This window comes from Pseudomonas sp. SH10-3B, assembly GCF_019891415.1.
GTDB lineage: Bacteria > Pseudomonadota > Gammaproteobacteria > Pseudomonadales > Pseudomonadaceae > Aquipseudomonas.
This window is the reverse complement of record NZ_JAFLXD010000011.1, coordinates 21463-38506: the sequence shown is the minus strand read 5'-3', so window position 1 is coordinate 38506 and position 17044 is coordinate 21463. Positions and strand designations below refer to the sequence as shown.

The window sequence follows — 17044 nt, the reverse complement described above, 5'->3', positions numbered from 1 at the left end:
AGATGCGTATAATTCTGCCAGACATCGGAGCTTGAAGACGCATGCCGCAGACAAAACACGAAATAACCGACGTTCAGCCTTTGTTGCACGGCCATTTGCCGCAACTGGCTGCGCGTTCCCCGGACGCCCATAAAGGCCAGTTCGGTCACCTGCTGATGATTGGCGGCGACCGGGGCTTTGGCGGCGCCGCGCTGCTCGGCGCCGAAAGCGCCTTGCGCAGTGGTGCGGGCATGGTGTCCCTGGCCACTCGCCTTGAGCACGTGCCGGCCGCGTTGGCACGTGTGCCGGAAGTCATGACTGTCGGCGTGAGTTCGGCCAACCAGTTGATGGGCTTGCTGGAAAAAATCTCGGTGATCGTGATTGGTCCCGGCCTGGGCGAAGCCGCCTGGGGTAAAAGCCTATTGTCTGTCGCGGCCAATGCCCGGCTGCCGCAAGTCTGGGACGCCGATGCTCTCAATCAGCTGGCAGTTGGCAGCGTGAGCCTGCCGGCCCATTGCGTGATTACCCCGCATCCGGGGGAGGCCGCGCGCTTGCTGGGGATTTCGACAGCCGAGGTTCAGGCCGACCGTCTTAAGGTGGCGCGCGCGCTGAGCCAGAAATTCAATGCAGTGGCTATCCTCAAAGGTGCTGGCAGTTTGATTGCCAGTCCGGACGGGCGTGTTTCGCGCTGCGATCAAGGCCATCCGGCGATGGCGACGGCAGGCCTCGGTGACGTTTTGGCCGGCCTGGTGGGCGCGTTGCTGGCCCAGGGCATGCAGGCTTATGAGGCAAGCTGCCTGGCCGTCTGGCTGCACGCCACCGCCGGGGATCGCCAGGGCAGCTTTGGTCGCGGGCTGGCCGCCAGCGACCTGATACCCGCCATTCGTCAATTGCTGGAGGAACAGTCGCCGTGTCTGAAGTAATCCTTTTCCTGGCCGATGAAGAGGCCATGGTCGCGTTAGGTCAGCGTATTGCCCAGGTCACGACCGGGTCAGGCCTGATCTTTCTTGAAGGCGACCTGGGGGCGGGCAAGACCACGCTGTCCCGGGGCATCATTCGTGGGTTGGGTCATACGGGGGCGGTAAAGAGTCCCACGTTCACCCTGGTTGAGCCCTACGAGATCGGCGCAGTGCGGGCTTTCCACTTCGACCTCTACCGCCTGGTGGACCCCGAAGAACTCGAGTTCATGGGTATCCGGGATTACTTCGATGAAGAGGCGTTGTGTCTGATTGAGTGGCCAGATAAAGGCACAGGCTTTTTGCCAAAGCCGGACCTGACCATTACCATTACGCCGCATGATCACGGACGTCAGCTGAAGTTGTTGCCCCAGGGCGCGCGCGGTGAGTCGTGGTGTGCCGCTCTGGCTTTGGAATTCAAATAATTGGTGGGGTTAGGTATGCGCTTTCGCGCGTTGGTTGCTGTCGTAGGGGTGTTGCTTGCGGCAATGACTGTCAATGCTCTGGCTGCTTCACAGGTGAAGAGTGTTCGCCTGTGGCGAGCGCCGGATAACACGCGACTGGTGTTCGACCTGTCTGGCCCGGTCCAGCACAGTGTCTTTACCCTCACGGCGCCTGATCGCCTGGTGATCGACATCAATGGTGCGACCCTGGCCGCGCCGTTGAAAGTGTCCACCGCCAACACGCCGATTACCGCCATGCGCTCGGCGCAGCGCACGCCGACTGACCTGCGCGTGGTGATCGACTTGAAAAAGGTCGTGACCCCGAAAAGCTTCTCCCTGGCGCCAAACGCCCAATATGGCAACCGGCTGGTGGTCGATCTGTTCGACAACGCCGCCGATGCCGCGCCGCCGCCTGCGCCAACCCCGGCCGTGGCGACAGTGCCGGCCGTACCGGTCAACCCGTCGCAACCCCAGGTCAAGTTGCCACCGCCGCCGCCAGCCCCGGCCGGCAAACGCGACATTATCGTGGTGATCGACGCTGGCCACGGCGGTGAAGACCCGGGCGCGTCCGGTTCGCGCGGTCAGCATGAGAAAGACGTGGTGCTGGCCATCGCCCGCGAGTTGCAACGCCAGGTCAACGGCATGAAAGGCTACCGCGCCGAACTGACCCGTACCGGCGACTACTTCATTCCGTTGCGCGGCCGTACCGAAATCGCGCGCAAGAAGGGCGCCGACCTGTTCGTCTCGATCCACGCTGACGCCGCACCTTCGGCCGCCGCATTCGGGGCTTCGGTGTTTGCCTTGTCGGATCGCGGCGCTACGTCCGAGACCGCCCGCTGGCTGGCCGACAGTGAAAACCGCTCCGACTTGATCGGCGGGGCCGGCAACGTGTCCCTCGATGACAAGGACAAGATGCTCGCCGGTGTACTGCTGGACCTGTCGATGACGGCTTCGCTGACCTCCAGCTTGAACGTCGGCCAGAAGGTGTTGAGCAACATCGGCCGCGTGACCTCGTTGCACAAGCAGCGTGTGGAGCAAGCCGGGTTTATGGTGCTGAAGTCGCCGGATATCCCATCGATCCTGGTGGAAACCGGATTTATCTCCAACGCCAATGAAGCCTCGAAGCTCGCCAGTGCCAGCCACCAGCAGGCATTGGCACGTTCCATCAGCGCCGGCGTGCGCCAGTTCTTCCAGCAGAATCCGCCGCCGGGCACCTATATTGCCTGGCTGCGCGACTCCGGGAAAATCGCCCAGGGCCCGCGTGACCATCGCGTGCAGCCCGGCGACACAGTGGCCATGCTGGCCGTGCGTTTCCAAGTCTCGGCCGCGTCCTTGCGCAGCGCCAACAACCTGAAGACCGATGAGTTGAAAATCGGCCAGGTGTTGACCATCCCTGGCACTGAATTGGCGGCGCAGTAATGAGCGAATCAGTCTTGAACAGCGGGTCGCGCATTGAATTGCTCAGCCCGCGCCTTGCCAACCAGATTGCGGCGGGCGAGGTCGTTGAACGGCCGGCATCGGTGATCAAGGAGTTGCTGGAGAACAGCATCGACTCCGGCGCCAAGCGCATCGATGTCGATGTGGAGCAGGGCGGCGTCAAGCTGCTGCGCGTACGCGACGATGGCAGCGGGATCTCCTCCGATGACCTGCCGCTGGCCCTGGCCCGTCACGCCACCAGCAAGATCCGCGACCTCGAAGACCTTGAGCGCGTGATGAGCCTGGGCTTTCGGGGTGAGGCATTGGCCTCCATCAGCTCCGTGGCGCGCCTGACCCTGACGTCGCGTACCCGTGATGCCGAGCAGGCCTGGCAGGTGGAAACCGAAGGCCGCGACATGGCGCCTCGGGTCCAGCCGGCTGCGCACCCGGTGGGCACCTCGGTGGAAGTGCGCGATCTGTTCTTCAACACTCCGGCGCGGCGTAAATTCCTCAAGGCCGAAAAAACCGAATTCGATCACCTGCAAGAAGTCATCAAACGCCTGGCCCTGGCGCGTTTCGATGTGGCGTTTCACCTGCGCCACAACGGCAAGACCATCCTCAGCCTCCACGAAGCCAACGATGACGCCGCGCGTGCACGCCGGGTAGCGGCTGTGTGTGGTGCCGGCTTCCTGGAGCAGGCGCTGCCGATTGAAATCGAACGCAATGGCTTGCGTCTGTGGGGTTGGGTCGGTTTGCCGACCTTCTCCCGCAGCCAGGCGGACTTGCAGTATTTCTTTGTGAATGGCCGGGCGGTGCGCGACAAGCTGGTGGCCCATGCGGTGCGCCAGGCTTATCGCGATGTGCTGTTCAACGGGCGGCATCCGACGTTTGTGTTGTTTTTCGAGGTCGACCCTTCGGTGGTCGACGTTAACGTGCACCCGACCAAACACGAAGTGCGCTTCCGTGACGGGCGCATGGTGCATGACTTCCTCTATGGCACCTTGCACCGTGCCCTGGGCGATGTGCGCCCGGACGACCAGCTGTCTGCGCCTATCGTGACCGCAGTAGTACGTCCGAGCGGTCCTGAAGCTGGTGAGTTCGGCCCCCAGGGCGAAATGAGCCTGGCGGCAAACCTGCTGCAATCGCCGCCACCGCAACCGAGCTACACGGCGCCGGGCTCTGGCTCAGGGGCGGGTTATCAGTACCAATACACACCGCGTCCGCAATCGGTCGTACCGGTGGCCGAGGCGCAGGCTGCCTATCGTGAATTCTTTGCGCCGTTGCCAGGTGCCGAGCCGGGCGCAGTGGCCTTGCCGGAAGGTGGTGGTGATATTCCACCGCTGGGCTACGCGCTGGCGCAGCTCAAGGGCATCTACATCCTTGCGGAAAACGCCCATGGCCTGGTGCTGGTGGACATGCACGCCGCTCACGAGCGGATCATGTACGAGCGCCTGAAAATCGCCATGGCCAGTGAAGGCCTGAGTGGCCAGCCGTTGCTGGTGCCGGAATCCCTGGCCGTCAGCCAGCGTGAGGCCGATTGCGCCGAAGAGCACCACAGCGTGTTCCAGAAATTGGGCTTCGAACTGCAACGCCTAGGCCCGGAAACCCTGGCGATTCGCCAGATTCCCGCGCTGCTCAAGCAGGCCGAAGCCAACCGGCTGGTGGCCGACGTGCTGGCCGATCTCATGGAGTACGGCACCAGCGACCGCATCCAGGCGCACATCAACGAACTGCTCGGGACTATGGCGTGTCACGGCGCTATCCGCGCCAATCGCCGCCTGGCCCTGCCGGAAATGAACGGCCTGCTGCGCGACATGGAAAACACTGAGCGCAGCGGCCAATGCAACCACGGCCGACCGACCTGGACCCAAATGGGCCTGGACGATCTGGACAAACTGTTCCTGCGCGGTCGTTGATGAGCGCCTTGCCCCCCGCAATCTTCCTGATGGGCCCCACGGCCGCCGGCAAGACCGACCTGGCCATCGAGCTGACCAAGGTGCTGCCCTGCGAGTTGATCAGTGTCGACTCTGCCCTGGTTTACCGGGACATGGACATTGGCACCGCCAAGCCCTCAAAAGAGCTGCTGGCACAGTATCCGCATCGGTTGATCGACATCATTGACCCGGCCGAGAGCTATTCGGCGGCAGATTTTCGCACCGACGCCCTGGCCGCCATGGCCGAGATCACGGCGCGCGGCAACATTCCGCTGCTGGTCGGCGGCACGATGCTTTACTACAAGGCTTTGCAGGAGGGGTTGGCCGATATGCCGCCCGCCGATGCCCAGGTGCGCGCCGAACTCGAAGAAGAGGCTGCGCGCCTTGGCTGGCAAGCCCTGCACGACCAGTTGGCTGTGGTCGATCCGGTATCTGCCGCGCGCATTCACCCCAATGATCCTCAGCGCCTCAGTCGCGCCCTGGAAGTCTGGCGTGTCAGCGGTCAGACCATGACTGAACTGCGGCTGAAACAAACTGCGCAAAGTGCTGACGCAGGCGCATCTGGACAGTCACAATTGCCCTATACTGTGGCGAATCTGGCCATCGCTCCGGCAAATCGCCAGGTGCTGCATGAACGAATTGCACAAAGATTCACAATTATGTTGGAACAGGGGTTTGTGGACGAGGTCGTAGCACTGCGTTCAAGAGGTGACCTGCATCCAGGGTTGCCTTCGATACGTGCTGTAGGCTACCGCCAAGTCTGGGATCATCTGGATGGCAAGCTGACGTCAGCCGAAATGCAGGAGCGCGGCATCATCGCCACGCGCCAATTGGCGAAGCGCCAGTTCACCTGGTTGCGCAGCTGGAGCGATTTGCACTGGTTGGACAGCCTGGACAGCGACAATCTGTCACGCGCCTTGAAATACTTGGGAACGGTCTCCATATTGAGCTGAGTCCTTGCAATTGCCGTCTATCCTTGGGGGTGTGACGGCCATGAGCTATTTATTTTCCGATTTTTTATTATTGATCCTTAAAGGAGTGCGGCACATGTCAAAAGGGCATTCGCTACAAGACCCTTACTTGAATACTTTACGTAAAGAGAAAGTGGGGGTTTCCATCTACCTGGTCAACGGTATCAAGCTGCAAGGCACGATCGAGTCGTTCGACCAGTTCGTGATCCTGCTGAAAAACACCGTCAGCCAGATGGTTTACAAGCACGCTATCTCGACAGTGGTTCCAGTTCGTCCAATCCGTCTGCCTAGCGCAGCAGGTGATGATGCAGCTGACGCTGAGCCAGGTAACGCCTGATAGGAGTCTCCTTTGTTCTTTGAGCGCCACGGTGGTGGTGAGCGAGTAATCCTCGTTCACTTGGATGGACAGGACCCTGAGGCGCGCGAAGATCCGCAGGAGTTTCAGGAGTTGGCAAATTCGGCCGGCGCCGAGACCGTTGCGTTTTTTAACGTGCCGCGTCATCGGCCAACCGCCAAATTCCTGATTGGCAGCGGCAAGGTCGAGGAACTGCGCGATCTGGTCCACGCCGAAGAAGCCGATCTGGTGATCTTCAACCATACCCTCACGCCCAGTCAGGAACGTAACCTCGAACGTGTTTTCGAGTGTCGCGTGATCGACCGCACCGGTCTGATTCTCGATATTTTCGCCCAACGCGCCCGTACCCATGAGGGCAAGCTCCAGGTAGAACTGGCCCAGCTTGATCACATGAGCACCCGGCTGGTTCGCGGTTGGACTCACCTTGAGCGTCAGGGTGGCGGTATCGGCATGCGGGGCCCGGGTGAAACCCAGTTGGAAACCGACCGACGCCTGCTGCGGGTTCGCCTGCGTCAGATCAAGGGCCGACTGGAGAAGGTGCGCAGCCAGCGCGAGCAATCGCGACGTGGCCGTTCGCGTGCCGATATCCCTACCGTATCGCTGGTGGGCTATACCAACGCCGGCAAGTCCACGCTGTTCAACAACGTGACGAAATCGGACGTGTACGCGGCTGACCAACTGTTCGCGACCCTCGACCCGACCTTGCGCCGTCTGGATATCGACGACCTGGGGCCGATTGTCCTGGCCGACACCGTGGGTTTCATTCGTCACTTGCCCCACAAGCTGGTCGAGGCGTTTCGGTCTACGCTCGAAGAGTCGAGCAACTCCGACCTGCTGTTGCACGTGATCGATGCGGCCGAACCGGATCGCATGTTGCAGATTGAACAGGTCATGGTCGTGCTGGGCGAGATTGGCGCCCAGGACTTGCCGATCCTTGAGGTCTATAACAAACTCGATTTGCTTGAAGGCGTCGAGCCACAAATCCAGCGCGACGAGAACGGCAAACCCCAGCGGGTCTGGCTGTCGGCGCGTGATGGCAGTGGTTTGGAGCTGCTTGAACAAGCCATTGCCGAATTGCTCGGCAGCGATTTGTTTGTCGGCACCTTGCGCTTGCCTCAGCGTTTTGCTCGACTGCGTGCACAGTTTTTCGAGCTGGGCGCGGTACAGAAAGAAGAATACGACGAAGAAGGTGTCAGTTTGCTGGCCGTTCGATTGCCGCGCTCGGAGCTCAATCGGCTGGTCAGCCGTGAAGGCGTAGTACCGACAGAGTTCATCGAACAACACACTTTGCAATAAAAGCCTCCGAAAGCGGTTGTGCCGCAGTAGCAGGCATTCTGTAGCATTGGTCGGCGCGCCGTGGGTGCGTCTTTGCTTTATCAGATGGAGAGCGCTATGGCTTGGAATGAGCCGGGTGGCAACTCGAATAATCAGGATCCTTGGGGTGGTAAGCGCCGCAATAATGGCGACCGCAAGGGGCCACCAGATCTCGACGAGGCCTTCCGAAAGCTGCAGGAAAGCCTGAATGGGTTGTTCGGTGGTGGAAAAAAACGTGGTGGTGACGAAGGTGGTCGCACAGGCAAGGGCGGCGGCTATGGCCTGCTGGGCCTGGGTCTTGTCGTGCTGGCGGCCGTATGGCTGTACAGCGCCGTATATGTCGTGGACGAGCAGGAGCAAGCCGTGGTGCTGCGCTTCGGCAAGTACTACGAGACTGTCGGTCCTGGCCTGAACATCTATTTCCCGCCGATCGACAAGAAGTACATGGAGAACGTCACGCGTGAGCGTGCCTACACCAAGCAGGGCCAGATGCTGACCGAAGACGAGAACATCGTCGAAGTGCCGTTGACCGTGCAGTACAAGATCACCAACCTGCAGGACTTCGTGCTGAACGTTGATCAGCCGGAAATCAGCCTGCAACACGCAACCGAAAGCGCCCTGCGCCACGTGGTGGGTTCCACCGCCATGGACCAGGTGCTGACCGAAGGTCGTGAGTTGATGGCCAGCGAAATCAAGGAGCGCCTGCAACGGTTCCTCGATACCTATCGCACCGGTATCACCGTCACCCAGGTGAACGTACAGAGCGCTGCGGCACCGCGTGAAGTGCAGGAAGCCTTCGACGATGTGATCCGCGCCCGTGAAGACGAGCAGCGTTCGCGCAACCAGGCTGAAACCTACGCCAACGGCGTCGTCCCGGAAGCGCGTGGCCAGGCCCAGCGCATCCTTGAAGATGCAAACGGCTACCGTGATGAAGTGGTCTCCCGCGCCAAGGGTGAGGCGGATCGCTTTACCAAGCTGGTCACCGAGTACCGCAAGGCCCCTGAAGTGACTCGTGAGCGTCTGTACCTGGACACCATGCAGGAAGTCTTCAGCAACACCAGCAAGGTCCTCGTGACCGGCAGCAAGGGTGGGCAGAACAACCTGCTGTACCTGCCGCTGGACAAGATGATCGAAGGTGGTCGTAGCAGCTCCAGTGCACCGTCCACCGGTTCCAATGCCGCTGCCAACGAAGCGAGTGCCCGTGCGGCCGCTGACTTGCTGCAACAGCAAACACGTACCAGGGAGAGTCGTTGATGAGCAATAAATCGCTGACCGCCCTGATTGTGGGCGTCGTCGTGGTCATCGCTGCCTGGAACTGCTTCTACATCGTGGCTCAGACCGAGCGTGCGGTGCTGCTGCAATTCGGTCGCGTGGTCCAGGCGGATGTCCAGCCGGGCCTGCATGTGAAAGTCCCCTACGTCAACCAGGTACGCAAGTTCGACGCCCGCCTGATGACCCTGGATGCACCGACACAGCGCTTCCTGACCCTGGAAAAGAAAGCCGTGATGGTTGACGCCTACGCCAAGTGGCGCGTCAAGGATGCCGAGCGCTTCTACACCGCGACCTCCGGCCTCAAGCAGATTGCCGACGAGCGTTTGTCGCGCCGTCTGGAATCGGGCCTGCGTGACCAGTTTGGTAAGCGCACCCTGCACGAGGTGGTGTCCGGTGAGCGTGATGCGCTGATGGCGGATATCACGCGTTCGTTGAACACGATGGCGGAAAAAGAACTGGGCATCGAAGTTGTCGATGTTCGGGTCAAGGCCATCGATTTGCCGAAGGAAGTGAACCGCAGCGTGTTCGAGCGTATGAGCACCGAGCGTGAGCGTGAGGCCCGTGAGCACCGTGCCAAGGGTAACGAGTTGGCTGAAGGTATCCGTGCGGATGCCGACCGTCAGCGTCGTGTACTGCTGGCAGAAGCCTATCGCGAGTCTGAAGAGGCCCGTGGTGATGGTGATGCTCAAGCTGCGGCGATCTACGCCAAGGCTTACGGCCAGGACCAGGAGTTCTACGCGTTCTATCGTAGCCTGCGTGCCTACCGTGAAAGCTTCGCGAACAAAACCGACGTCATGGTGCTGGACCCAAGCAGCGACTTCTTCCGCTACCTGGAAAAGTCCAAGTAACCAGCTCGTGATTTTGTAGGGCACTCCGTCGGGCGGCTAAAACGCCTGGCGGGGTGATCCTTTCAGAAAACGGGTGTATGATGCGGCAGCCGGGAAATTCCCGGCTTTTTTGCGTCTGCATGTTTGATTCGGCAGGCGTGACAGGTTTTTCGAGGAAAGTGCCCGACGAGGCCGTTAACAGGTCGTTCGTCACGTCGCTCTTGCGCGTGGTTTATGCAGGGGGGGCGGGTATTTTCTGCTTCACTCAAGGCTCGGCCGAGGGCTGGCCGCCCGGATCATAGGGGAATGGCGTAATGGCAACGGTAGACCGCTGGCTGCTGCCAGATGGCATCGAAGAAGTACTGCCACCAGAAGCTGCGCGCATTGAAGTAGCGCGCCGCCAGGTGTTGGATCTGTTCCAGAGCTGGGGTTACGAGTTTGTCGTGACCCCCCATATCGAGTACCTGGAATCCCTGCTCACCGGCGCGGGCCAGGACCTGGATCTGCGCACCTTCAAGGTCATCGACCCGCAATCGGGCCGGCAAATGGGGTTCCGTGCCGACATCACGCCGCAAGTGGCGCGCATCGATGCGCACACCCTGCGCCGCGAAGGCCCGAGCCGCCTGTGCTACGCCGGCAGCGTGCTGCATGCTCAACCGCGTGCCTTGTCGTCTTCCCGTAGCCCGATCCAGTTGGGCGCGGAGTTGTACGGTGATGCCAGCCCGAGCAGTGACGTTGAAGTGATCAGCTTGATGCTGGCCATGCTGCAACTGGCTGATGTGCCAGATGTCCACATGGACCTCGGTCATGTTGGTATCTACCGTGGCCTGGCCCGTGCGGCCGGTTTGTCCGGTGAAGTCGAGCAACAGCTGTTCGATGCCTTGCAGCGCAAGGCGATCGATGAAGTCATTGCCCTGACCGCTGGTGTACCTGCGGATCTGGCCGACATGCTGCGCGCACTGGTCAACCTGTGTGGCGGACGTGAAGTGCTGGTGGCTGCACGTGAACGCCTGGCCAAGGCGCCGGCGCCGGTATTGGCTGCACTGGATGACGTGCTGGCGATTGCTGAGCGGTTGTCGGCGCGCTTCCCGCAGTTGCCGCTGTATTTTGATCTGGGTGAGTTGCGCGGCTACCACTACCACACCGGTGTGGTGTTCGCGGTGTTTGTACCGGGTGTTGGCCAGGCCATCGCCCAAGGTGGTCGTTACGACGACATCGGCGCCGACTTCGGTCGTGCGCGTCCGGCCACCGGCTTTTCCACCGATTTGAAAACCCTGGTGACCCTGGGGCGTGCTGAGGTCGAGCTGCCGTCCGGTGGCATCTGGATGCCCGACAGTACGGACGCAGCACTCTGGCAGCAGGTTTGCCAGTTGCGCAGTGAGGGTCAGCGTGTCGTCCAGGCCTTGCCTGGGCAGCCATTGGCCGCCGCCCGTGAAGCGGACTGCGACCGGCAATTGATTCTGCAGAACGGGCTTTGGCAAGTATCGCCACTGGCTTCTTGAGTTTTCCTGCCGGCCATCGCCGGCACCAAGTTTGCGCGAATGAGGACAAGTGTTATGGGTAAGAATGTCGTAGTCCTGGGCACCCAATGGGGTGATGAGGGCAAAGGCAAGATCGTTGATCTGCTGACCGAACATGCTGCCGCCGTAGTGCGCTACCAAGGCGGCCACAACGCTGGCCATACCCTGGTCATCGATGGCGAAAAAACCGTCTTGCACCTGATCCCGTCGGGCGTCCTGCGCGAAGGCGTGCAGTGCCTGATCGGCAACGGCGTCGTGGTTGCACCGGATGCCTTGCTGCGCGAGATCACCAAGCTGGAAGAGAAAGGCGTACCGGTGCGCGAGCGCCTGCGTATCAGCCCGTCCTGCCCGCTGATCCTGTCCTTCCACGTTGCGCTGGACCAGGCCCGTGAAAAGGCCCGTGGCGAGCTGAAGATCGGTACCACCGGTCGCGGCATCGGCCCGGCCTACGAAGACAAGGTCGCGCGTCGTGGCCTGCGTGTGGGCGACCTGCTCAACATGCCACGCTTTGAAGACAAGCTGCGTGAGCTGGTGGATTACCACAACTTCATGCTGGTGGGTTACTACAAAGAGCCGGCCATCGAGTTCGACAAGACCCTGGCCGAGTGCAAGGAATACGCTGAGCTGCTCAAGCCGCTGATGCTGGACGTGACTGCCGAGCTGCACGACCTGCGTCGCGCTGGCAAAGACATCATGTTCGAAGGCGCCCAAGGCTCGCTGCTGGACATCGACCACGGTACCTACCCGTACGTGACCAGCTCCAACACCACCGCTGGCGGCGTTGCTACCGGTTCGGGCGTTGGTCCTATGTTCCTGGACTACATCCTCGGCATCACCAAGGCCTACACCACCCGTGTCGGTTCGGGCCCATTCCCGACTGAGCTGTTCGACGAAGTCGGTGCGCACCTGGCCAAGCAAGGCCACGAATTCGGCGCGACCACCGGTCGTGCTCGTCGTTGTGGCTGGTTCGACGCCGTTATCCTGCGTCGCGCTATCGATGTGAACAGCATCTCGGGCATCTGCTTCACCAAGCTGGATGTACTCGACGGCCTGGAAACCATCAACATCTGCGTCGGCTACAAAGATGCAGAAGGTCAGGACGTCGCCCCGACGGACGCTGACAGCTACGTGGGCCTGCAGCCTGTGTACGAAGAAGTGCCGGGCTGGACCGAATCGACCGTGGGTGCCAAGACCCTGGAAGAGCTGCCGGCCAATGCCCGTGCCTACATCAAGCGTGTTGAAGAGCTGATCGGCGCGCCGATTGACATTATTTCGACGGGCCCGGACCGCAACGAAACCATCGTTCTGCGTCATCCGTTCGCTTAATAAGCTGTTGATGTAAAAAGCAAAGGGCTCCTTCGGGAGCCCTTTGTCGTTTCTGTTTGCCAGGCGGCACGACCCTTGCTGTGTTTCTCTCTTTCGCGGTGCTATCAAATTAATGGCACCCGTGGTGGAGGGATTCCCGATGTCTGCCGTTCTCTCATTGTTACAAAGCCGTCTGTTGCGGCCGGTGTTCGTTACCCTTGGTATCGCTCTTTTGGTGCAAGTGCTGGTGGCGGTCGCTCTAACCCGGAGCACAGTGACTGCGCTGGAAGCTGATTTGGGCAATCGCCTAGGTGTCGATAGCCAGAAGCTGTCTGGCGAGTTGGCGCAAGCCGGCAAGGAAGTCACGTCGAGCCTGGACAGCTTGTCCACCAGCACCCGTCAGCGCCTGACAACCGGGCTTTCCGAGCGCCTGCAGGCAGAGCAGAAGCAATTGCGTGCAACCCTGGAAAAAGACCTGCAGGATTCCGCCAATGATATGGCGCAGCTGCTGGCCTCGGTGGCGCCGCGCGCCATGTGGGACAGCGACGTGCCGACGCTGTCGGAGTTCGCCCGGCGTGCACAGCGCAATCCCAACGTATTGTTCGTGGTCTATGACGACGCTGCGGGCGAGCACCTGACCCGCTACTTGAACCGCGAAAATCCGATCAACCAGGCCTTGCTGGCAAAAGGCGCAGGGGATCGAGCCCTGGACAAAGTGCTGGATGCGGCCAAGACGGATCCTTCCGTGTATTACGTGGAGGCATCCATCAGCCCCAATGGCGTGGAAATCGGCAAGGTGCGCATGGGCGTGTCGACGGCTTCCGTCGAGGCGGACCTGCTGGCGTTGGATAAGCGCTTTGCTGCACTGATCGCCAGTGGTGATCAGTTGGTGGGCGACAGCCTCAAAGGTGCCGCAGCTGACAGTGCCAGCGCCATGGGTGCCAGGCTGCAGTCAGCACAAGCGACGGCCACCCAGATGACCGCCAACACCACCAGCGCCGTGCAGGAAGCCGCCGGCACCCTGCGCTGGCGTATCGGCATGGGCCTGGCGTTGGTGGGGCTCGGCGTATTGCTGCTGATTGCCATCGTGCTGGGTCGTCGCGTAGTCAATCGCCTCAAGCTGCTCATCGCGGCCATGGATGACCTGGCTGCAGGCGAGGGCGACCTCACCAAGCGCGTGCAGATCAACAGCAAGGACGAAATCGGCGACATGGCCTCGGCGGTCAATCGCTTTGTGGATAAGTTGCAACCCATCGTGCGCGAGGCGGGCGATGTGGCGCAGCGTACCGGCGTGGAAATCGGCGCCATGACCTTGCGCAATGCCGGCGCCGATGCGGCAGCCGGCTTGCAGCGTGATGAGGTGGCGGAGAGTTTGCGCGCACTGTCGCAAATGGCCGACGAGGCCCAGGCCGAAAGCCATGCCATGCAGGCGGCGTTGCAGCAGGTGGTGGGTATTCGCCAGGCGACGGATGAGAACTCGCGCACTTCGGCGGAGGTTGGCAGTTTGATCGAGGCGCTGGCGGGGCAGGTGCAGGCCGGTTCCCAGGTCATCGAGCGTCTGGCCCAGCAAAGCGAGCAGATCGAAGTGGTGCTGACGGTTATCCACGGCATCGCCGAGCAGACCAACCTGCTGGCGCTCAACGCGGCCATTGAGGCGGCGCGTGCGGGCGAGACCGGGCGGGGCTTTGCGGTGGTGGCGGACGAAGTGCGTGCGTTGGCCAGCAAGACCCAAAGCTCCACCGGTGATATCCAGGCGCATATCGTCGCGTTGCAGCAGGGCGCGCGCGAAGCGGTCGAAACCATCGGCAAGGCCGGACGCCAGGCCAATGAAGGCTTGCTGGTGCTGCGCGACAGCGTGCGTTTGCAGCAGACCGTGCAGGCCTCGGTGGAGCAGGTGCATGCGGCGATTGGCCTGGCTACCCGCGCCGCCGAGCATCAAGCCCAGGGCGCCCATGCGGTACGAGGCCGGGTCGAGGTGATCCATGCCCAGGCCGAACGTGCGGCACAGGCGGTGGTGGAGACTACCGCCAGTGGCAAGGTGCTGGATGGGTTGGCGGCGCAGTTGAAGGCGAGCTTGGGGCAGTTCCGGGCTTAGTGTCGTCTGTTCTGGCCTCATCGGGAGCTTGCTCCCGATAGCGATCTCAGCGGCTCAAGTACATCCGAGTTGTCAGCAGATAGACCGGCAACCCCGACACCAATATCAACAACGCCGCATAAGGCGCCGCCGCCGCAAACTCCACATTCGAGGTGTGTGCCCACACGGCAGTCGCCAAGGTATTCAGCCCGGTCGGGCTGAGCAGCAACGTCGCCGTCAATTCCTTCATGGCATCCAGGAACACCAGCGCAAATGCCGCCCCCAATGCCGGGAAAATAATCGGCAGCGTCACCCGGCAAAACGCACTGAACGACGAAGCCCCCAGCGTGCGCGCGGCCTCTTCCAGTTGCGGTGCTGCCTTGTTCAAGGCCGTGCGGATCGGCGCCTGAGCCAATGGCAGAAACAACAACGCATAGGCGATCAGCAACAACGCCGACGTCTGGTACAGCGTCGGCACGTAATGCAGGGCGAAATACACCAGCGTCAACGCAATCACCAGGCCGGGCAGGGCGTGCAGCAGGTACGGCAGGCGCTCGGCCCAGATCGCCAGTTGTCCCTTGTAGCGCACCACGAGCAGTCCCACCGGTACTGCCAGCGCCAGGCACAGTGCCGCGCCACCCAGTGACAGTGCCAGTGAGGACAGTAGTGCCTCGCTGATCTCGGCCACCGGAAATGCTGCCGACGAGCCCACTGCCAACCAATAACCGAGCATCCCCAAGGGAATACCGCTGCCGATGATTGCCAGGCTCAGGCAATACACCTGGCCCAGTGCTGCCCACTTGCCCAGGCGAACCTGTTCTGCATGCCGCGCCGCGCCCTGGCCGATGCGTACATGTCGGCCCTTGCCGCGTACACGTAGCTCCAGCCACAGAAGGGTCAGGCACAGCACCAGCAGCACCGCCGAGAGCATTGCCGCATTGGCGTTGCTGAATTCCAGTTCGAATTGCTGATAGATCGCAGTGGTAAAGGTTTGCAGGCCGATGATCGACAGCGCGCCGAATTCCACCAGCATATGCAGGGCAATCAGCAGTGCCCCGGCCAGCAGTGACGGCCACAGCAAGGGCAGGGTGATGCGAAAGAATACGCCCCAGCGATTCAGTCCCAGGGTGCGGGCCGATTCTTCCAGGGAGGGATCCAGATTGCGCAGCGTCGCCGCCACCGGCAAAAACACCAGCGGGTATTTGGACAGGGTCATGACCAGGATCGCCCCGCCGAGCCCTTCGAAATTGGCGCTCAACGAGACCCAGGTAAAGCTGCTGACAAACGCCGGCACCGCGAACGGCAGGCACAGGACTACGCCCCAGATGCGGCGTCCCGGCAGATTGCTGCGTTCCAGCAGCCAGGCCAGGGACAGGCCGATCACGCCGCACGCCAGCGTCACGCCGACCATCAGCGCCAGGGTGTTGCGCAGCAGCCCGAACACATAGGGCCGCCAGAGCAGATGTACCGCCTGCGCCCAGCCCGCCTGCCAAGCCTTCAGCCCGACGTACACCAGCGGCAGCAGGCTCAGGCCCACCAGTAACAGGACGGGGAGCAGTAGCCAGATCGAAGGGCGCTTGCGGCGTGGGCTGAACCCCCCGCGCAGGGCGGGGGTGGGTAGCGATGGGTTCATCAGTTCAAGCCAACCTCACGTTCCAGGTCCAAGGCCTCTTCTGCGTTGCCCAGGTCGGCAGGGGTGATTTTCGGCGGCTGCAGTTCGCTGAAAGGCTTGAGGCCGCGGTTGGATTCCATGCCTTTGCGCAGCGGGTACTCGGCCGAGGTATTGGTAACCACGCGCTGGCCTTCTTCGCTGGCCATGAACGCCAGCAGTTGCTGGGCTTCTTTTGGATGCTTGCTGGATTTCAACGCGGCCGCCGACGACACGGTGATCAGGCCGCCGGCATCGCCATCGGTGAAGTAGTGCAGTTGGGAATCGAGGTTGGTTTTTTCTTTCTTCAGGGCAAACCAGTAGTAGTTGTTCACCAGTACGGTGGCCACTTCGCCGTTTTCCACAGCCTTCAGGGCGACCATATTGTTGCTGTAGACCTTGCCGAAGGCGCGCAGGCCGGTCAGCCATTCTTCGGCGGCTTCACGGCCGTGCAGCTTGATGATCGCCACGGCCTGTTCCTGGAAGGCGCCGCTGGTCGGCACGAAGCCGACCTTGCCTTGCCACTCGGGGCCGGCGAAATCGAGTACCGACTTGGGCAGGTCTTTTTCGGCGATCAGTTTCGGGTTGAAGGCCACAACGCGGGTGCGCGCGGTCACGCCCATCCAGTCGCCGTTGCTGCCGACGTAGTCCTTGGGCAGCACGTCGAGGGTGCTGGCGTCGATCTTGGCCAGCAAGCCTTGCTCGCCGAGTTTGTTCAGGGGTGGCGACTCTTCGGTGTAGATCACGTCGGCAGGGGAGCGGTCGCCTTCTTCCACGACTTGGCTGGCCAGTTGGTTGCTGCTGCCTTTGCGCACGTTGACGTGGATGCCGGTCTTGGCTTCGAAGGCCTTGGCGAGTTCATCGCCGACTTCTTTGTGTTGGCCGTTGTACAGGGTCAGGGAGACCTTGTCGGCGGAATAGGTGGCGGGGGAGAGTAGGGTCAGGCCGAGCAGAGTGATGGTCAGGCCACGCAGAAGGGATGTCTTGAGACGGGTATCGCGGATCATCATCCGGAGGTTTCCTCGCTTGA

14 protein-coding genes are annotated in these 17044 nt (G+C 61.6%); 12 read left to right on the top strand and 2 right to left on the bottom strand.

The window, feature by feature from the left end:
* The first annotated feature begins 41 nt into the window (after window positions 1-41).
* From J1G35_RS11145 to J1G35_RS11090, 12 genes are all read left to right on the top strand, one after another.
* Window positions 42-902: an NAD(P)H-hydrate dehydratase gene (locus J1G35_RS11145; RefSeq protein WP_223014983.1), complete on the top strand. Its 861-nt coding sequence runs from the start codon at window positions 42-44 to the stop codon at window positions 900-902.
* Window positions 890-1360, top strand: a complete 471-nt coding sequence (gene tsaE, locus J1G35_RS11140; RefSeq protein ID WP_053139374.1) for a tRNA (adenosine(37)-N6)-threonylcarbamoyltransferase complex ATPase subunit type 1 TsaE — start codon at window positions 890-892, stop codon at window positions 1358-1360. The genes J1G35_RS11145 and tsaE overlap by 13 nt, the downstream gene beginning before the upstream one ends.
* A gap of 15 nt (window positions 1361-1375) precedes the next feature.
* Window positions 1376-2797, top strand: coding sequence for an N-acetylmuramoyl-L-alanine amidase (locus tag J1G35_RS11135; RefSeq protein ID WP_053139376.1), 1422 nt, complete (start codon window positions 1376-1378; stop codon window positions 2795-2797).
* Window positions 2798-2811: 14 nt separating this feature from the next.
* Window positions 2812-4710, top strand: coding sequence for a DNA mismatch repair endonuclease MutL (mutL, locus tag J1G35_RS11130; RefSeq protein WP_172681531.1), 1899 nt, complete (start codon window positions 2812-2814; stop codon window positions 4708-4710).
* Window positions 4710-5681, top strand: a complete 972-nt coding sequence (gene miaA / locus J1G35_RS11125) for a tRNA (adenosine(37)-N6)-dimethylallyltransferase MiaA (RefSeq protein ID WP_053139381.1) — start codon at window positions 4710-4712, stop codon at window positions 5679-5681. The genes mutL and miaA overlap by 1 nt, the downstream gene beginning before the upstream one ends.
* A 94-nt stretch (window positions 5682-5775) precedes the next feature.
* Entirely contained in the window at window positions 5776-6036 is a 261-nt protein-coding gene (gene hfq / locus J1G35_RS11120) for an RNA chaperone Hfq (RefSeq protein WP_003171355.1), read from the top strand.
* 12 nt (window positions 6037-6048) lie between these two features.
* Window positions 6049-7350, top strand: a complete 1302-nt coding sequence (gene hflX, locus J1G35_RS11115) for a ribosome rescue GTPase HflX (protein WP_223014982.1) — start codon at window positions 6049-6051, stop codon at window positions 7348-7350.
* Between the two features lie 96 nt (window positions 7351-7446).
* On the top strand, window positions 7447-8622 hold the full coding sequence (gene hflK, locus J1G35_RS11110; protein ID WP_223014981.1) for an FtsH protease activity modulator HflK: 1176 nt from the start codon (window positions 7447-7449) through the stop codon (window positions 8620-8622).
* Window positions 8622-9488, top strand: coding sequence for a protease modulator HflC (gene hflC / locus J1G35_RS11105; protein ID WP_010213607.1), 867 nt, complete (start codon window positions 8622-8624; stop codon window positions 9486-9488). The genes hflK and hflC overlap by 1 nt, the downstream gene beginning before the upstream one ends.
* A gap of 293 nt (window positions 9489-9781) precedes the next feature.
* The gene (locus J1G35_RS11100; protein WP_053139387.1) at window positions 9782-10969 is read left to right on the top strand and encodes an ATP phosphoribosyltransferase regulatory subunit; all 1188 of its coding nucleotides are present in this window, start codon (window positions 9782-9784) and stop codon (window positions 10967-10969) included.
* A 54-nt stretch (window positions 10970-11023) separates the two neighbouring features.
* The gene (locus J1G35_RS11095) at window positions 11024-12313 is read left to right on the top strand and encodes an adenylosuccinate synthase (protein ID WP_053139389.1); all 1290 of its coding nucleotides are present in this window, start codon (window positions 11024-11026) and stop codon (window positions 12311-12313) included.
* Between the two features lie 139 nt (window positions 12314-12452).
* A complete protein-coding gene (locus tag J1G35_RS11090) occupies window positions 12453-14387 on the top strand; it encodes a methyl-accepting chemotaxis protein (protein ID WP_053139391.1) in 1935 nt (644 codons plus the stop codon).
* A 46-nt stretch (window positions 14388-14433) separates the two neighbouring features.
* On the opposite strand, the gene J1G35_RS11085 is transcribed toward J1G35_RS11090, so the two are convergent.
* Window positions 14434-15999 (bottom strand): iron ABC transporter permease, encoded by a 1566-nt coding sequence (locus J1G35_RS11085; RefSeq protein ID WP_223014980.1) that lies wholly within the window; start codon window positions 15997-15999, stop codon window positions 14434-14436.
* The gene (locus tag J1G35_RS11080; RefSeq protein WP_223014979.1) at window positions 15999-17024 is read right to left on the bottom strand and encodes an iron ABC transporter substrate-binding protein; all 1026 of its coding nucleotides are present in this window, start codon (window positions 17022-17024) and stop codon (window positions 15999-16001) included. The genes J1G35_RS11085 and J1G35_RS11080 overlap by 1 nt, the downstream gene beginning before the upstream one ends.
* Window positions 17025-17044: the final 20 nt, after the last annotated feature.